The 4,396-nt window shown below is 44.8% G+C and carries 2 protein-coding genes and 1 pseudogene; 1 reads left to right on the top strand and 2 read right to left on the bottom strand.

Going from position 1 to position 4,396, the window contains the following annotated elements; genetic code table 11:
- Positions 1-27 precede the first annotated feature (27 nt).
- Both O9324_RS27620 and O9324_RS25900 read right to left on the bottom strand, forming a co-directional pair.
- Positions 28-315, bottom strand: a pseudogene (locus O9324_RS27620) (ISNCY family transposase); the annotation flags it as partial.
- 460 nt (positions 316-775) lie between these two features.
- On the bottom strand, positions 776-2,341 hold the full coding sequence (locus O9324_RS25900; protein ID WP_002790117.1) for a B12-binding domain-containing radical SAM protein: 1,566 nt from the start codon (positions 2,339-2,341) through the stop codon (positions 776-778).
- 658 nt (positions 2,342-2,999) lie between these two features.
- Here O9324_RS25900 and O9324_RS25895 point away from each other — a divergent pair.
- A complete protein-coding gene (locus O9324_RS25895) occupies positions 3,000-4,100 on the top strand; it encodes an alkene reductase (RefSeq protein ID WP_288141703.1) in 1,101 nt (366 codons plus the stop codon).
- Positions 4,101-4,396: the final 296 nt, after the last annotated feature.

Here is a 4,396-nt window from a genome sequence, read left to right as displayed (position 1 = left end):
CATGACCAACTTACCCCTGTTACTCTAGCAATTCCTCGTAAGGAAATTCGTTCGAGCAAGAGTTTATCAATTAATTGTTTGGTTTCGTCAGAGACGGTTTTATTAGTGGGATTGATCACAAACGGTTGACCACATTCTTTACCTTGACGTTTGGGTTTTCCCTTAGGAATAGAACCATTCTTGATAGTAGGGTGAGAACCACAACGCTTGACAGGGGAATAGAGGTGAACTAGGGGGGGTACTTTGTTCGGTGCTAGACTGATATTTGAGTAAGCCAGACAGGAGCCAGAAAAAGATATTTATCAGAAAAGTCATGAGCAAGCTAGAGGGTTAAAGACTGAGCGGGTTCCAATTATTTTTATTAATAAATATTTGACACAATTCATACCAGGTAAGCAAGATAGCTACGCCACTACTACCGAATCATTACCAAATTTTCGCCTTAAGGCGAGGTTTTAGACCCGATTTTTTCGATAACTCTAGTTTTCAAGGCTTCGGCCGTGAGCTTTTGCCGAACGGTGCGTTCATCGGTTGATGACTGGGTTTTTTAAGCGGTTGCTTACCCGGCCCCCTATTCTTAATATCATACATCCTATAAAGTCGCCCTAAAAGGGCGAGGCTTTCAACCCAATTTTTCGGTAAGTTTGAATGAATTGTGGGGACAGATTACCTGACTTGACAGTCAAACAACCCCACTCGCTTTTTCTTGCTCTACTTTGGGGTAGGATTCAAGAGCGCTGTTTAGGGATAAATGACTGTTTGTCGGCACTATTGTCTAGCTTTTGAGCGTTTTTTCCAGCTGGGCTACCCTTGCTTTCTGTTGCTTTAAATCGGCTAGTTGTTTTAGTAATTGTTCTCTGACTTCATAGCGATAGGCAAAAAAATGCTCACCTATCCCTAGGGTCGCTAGATACTCTTCTAGCAGACGGGGTTTGACCCAGGCAATCACCGCCAGTTGCCACCAGAAACGGAAGCGCGTCGGTCGGACAATCCCCTGCCGCCAGAGCAAGGAACGGAACAATTGCCACTGTTGCCAATCTAATTTACGGTTCGATTTGCCGCGCCATCCCCCCATGATCATGAAATGGTTGAAGGTTCGTTTCAGGTAGTTAACAGGATCGTAGATTTCCCAGAAAGCGTCGATGTATTCTTCGGTAATCTCTTCCACCGGGCGAGTTGGCTCAAAGTTCATCATCGCTCCCTGATGGAAAGTACCCATGCCATCCACCAGACGGCCTTCCTGTTGCAGGCGATTCCACAGGGCAGTATTTTGCAGTGCCTGGAGCAGGCTAAACTGCCCCTGGGGAATACTCGCCTCCATAATAAACTCTTTGATCCGCTGCCCTGCGCCAGGTTTCTCATTGTCAAAACCGATAATGAAGCCAGACATAATCTGCAGCCCCATGCGGGTAATTTTGTGACAGGATTCGATCAGGGATTGGCGGGTGTTTTGAACCTTGTTGATGCCGATTAAGCTATCGGTATCTGGTGTCTCAATCCCCATAAACACCAGCATAAAGCCGGCCTTGACCATTAACTCGATCAGTTCACTGTCTTCGGCCAGATTAAGGGAAGCTTCCGTAATCAGTTTAAAGGGATACTGGTGTTGCTCCATCCAGGGGATCAACTCCCGCAGAAACACCTTGGCATTCCGCTTATTGCCAATGAAGTTGTCATCGACAACAAAAATGTAGCGCCTCCACCCCAGTTGATATAACGTCTCCAACTCAGCCAACATTTGTTCTGGGGTTTTGGTGCGCGGTTTGCGGCCATAGAGGTTGATGATGTCACAAAATTCGCATTGAAAGGGGCAACCGCGAGAAAACTGCACGGTAATCGCCAGATAGGCATCCAGATCTAGTAGATCATAGCGGGCGATCGGTGTCATGGTGACATCGGGTTTCTCGCTGGCTCTAAAGACACCACTCGGTTCACCCCGCTCCAGGGCCGCCAGGAACAGCGGGATTGTCAGTTCTCCTTCATCGAGAATCAGGTAATCTGCCCCAGCTTTTTGGGCAACTTCTGGATAGGAGGTGGGGTAAGGCCCGCCCACAGCCACTTTTTTACCCAACTGCAACCCTTTGGCAATCAATTCTTGAAAGTCCTTTTTCTGAATGATCATGGCGGAGATGATTACCAAATCGCACCACTCCCAATCCGAAGCTGTTTCTAATCGGACATTGCGATCGACAAACCGGATTTCCCAATCCGATGGTAACAGGGCTGCCACCGTAATTAAACCCAGGGGCGGATTGGTTGCTCTTAAACCGGCTAGATCTAAAGTCTCTTGATAGGACCAAAAGGAGTTGGGCATCAGCGGCCACAGTAATAGGGCTTTCATTCAGGTGTCTCCAATGAAGAAGCTAGATGCTTTACATACTAGCCACAAAGCCCAAGTCGATCAAGACTTTTTTTTACTAATAAATTAGTTCTAAATAAATTGTGAAAAAATAGCTATTTTTTGGAGATTAGCACAATTAAATGAACTATGCTTGCTAAAAACTCGTGTTTTCCCATTTTTATCAACGCAATCTAGAGGCTGTTTGCCTCTTTTGGGTATTTTTGGGTAGGTTTCCTAAAAAATACTGATTCTAAAAAACCCTCTTAAAATTCGCAAGCACGGAATAGTAAGGGTTTCAGTCCCTAGGAAGTCTATTTGATCGGTAAAACACCAGTTACTAGACATCTCGACAATGACTATTTCTGGTCAGATAAACATAAGCGTAATTACCCTATTTTAAACCGAAACATCATGACTTAACTACCAAAAAATATAGTTTATGTCTCTTTAAATTTGGACTATGAATAAATTAAATAACTGGTAATTATAGTCAAATTTATGACCAAGATCAATTATAGTCAGCTAATTGACCCGATTAATTCTCCTCCCTTAGCAGAGGAACAATCTCGCAGATAGCCAGTCAATCACCCTTGGGTGCGGTTGTCTGGTTTTAACTAACTGCGGTAGAATTAACCTAAATTCTCTATCGGCAAATTCCATGACTTCTTTCACTACTTCCCTGGCTCTTTTAAGTCAATTTAAATTGGGAGATTTAAACCTAGAAAATCGTCTTGTGCTTGCCCCCATGACGCGAGCGCGAGCCGGAGAAAAACGTCTTGCTAATGAGATAATGGCCGAGTATTACCGGCAAAGGGCCAGCGCCGGATTAATGATTACAGAAGCGACGGTAATTTCTCCCCAAGCTAACGGTTGGCAAAATACCCCCGGTATCTACACCGATGAACAAGCGCAAGCATGGCAAATAGTGACAAAAATCGCCCAAAGAAAAGGAACACCAATTTTTTGTCAATTGTGGCACTGTGGTCGCGCTTCTCATCCCAGTTTTCAGGAAAATGGGGCTTTACCGGTTGCCCCTTCCGCAATTAAGATTAAGGGGGAGTTGCATACACCCATAGGTAAACAGCCCTACGAGACCCCTAGAGCCTTAGAAACCGAGGAAATCCCCACAATTGTCGCCGATTACCGTCAAGCCGCTCAGAGGGCCAAATTAGCGGGGTTTGATGGCATAGAAATTCACGGGGCTAATGGTTATTTAATCGATACTTTTCTACAATCGGCCACTAATCAGCGTCAGGATAAGTACGGTGGCAGTTTGGCGAATCGCTATCGTTTTTTACAGGAAGTAGTCGAGGCAATTTTAACTGTTTTTCCCAGTCATCGGGTGGGGGTGCGTCTCTCTCCCAATGGCGTTTATAATGACATGGGTTCCGAGGATTTTCGAGAAACTTTTCTCTATGTTGCCCAAAGATTAAATGAGTACAATTTAGCTTATTTGCATCTGCTAGATGGCTTGGCTTTTGGTTTTCATGAAAAGGGTAAACCGATGCTTTTATCCGAGTTTCGGGCTGTTTTTAATAGTGCTTTAATCGGCAATTGTGGTTATACAAAAGAAACTGCTGAAGCCGCTATTCAGTTAGGAGATGCGGATTTAATTGCTTTCGGTCGCCCCTATATCAGTAATCCCGATTTGGTGGAAAGATTCGCCAATAATTGGCCCCTTAATCCCGATGCTGAGATGAAAGATTGGTATTCTTTTGACAAGGAAGGTTATATCGATTTTCCCAGTTATAAACCCTAGTTAAGTAGCTGGTTATAATTAAATTAAAAATGGATTTTAGGTTCGATCCCCCCTGCCCCCCTTGATAAGGGGGGTGCCGATAGGCGGGGGTATCTACCCTGAATAAGGGGGGTGCCGATAGGCGGGGGATCTGACAGTTTTTAATACCTACCTACTTAGGGTTTGCTGAATAAATGTGAAATGTAGGCAAAGTAAGGGTTTTGGGGCTTTTCTTCCGAAACAGGTGCAAGATTTTGAGAGAATCGTCGTTCAAAACCTTGCGTCTTCATCGGCCCGCGTCCTGTAGGGGCGAAGCA

Source organism: Microcystis sp. LE19-84.1B (assembly GCF_027531875.1).
Lineage (GTDB): Bacteria > Cyanobacteriota > Cyanobacteriia > Cyanobacteriales > Microcystaceae > Microcystis > Microcystis panniformis.
The sequence above is the reverse complement of the archived record's forward strand: the minus strand, read 5'-3'. Positions and strand labels throughout refer to the sequence as shown.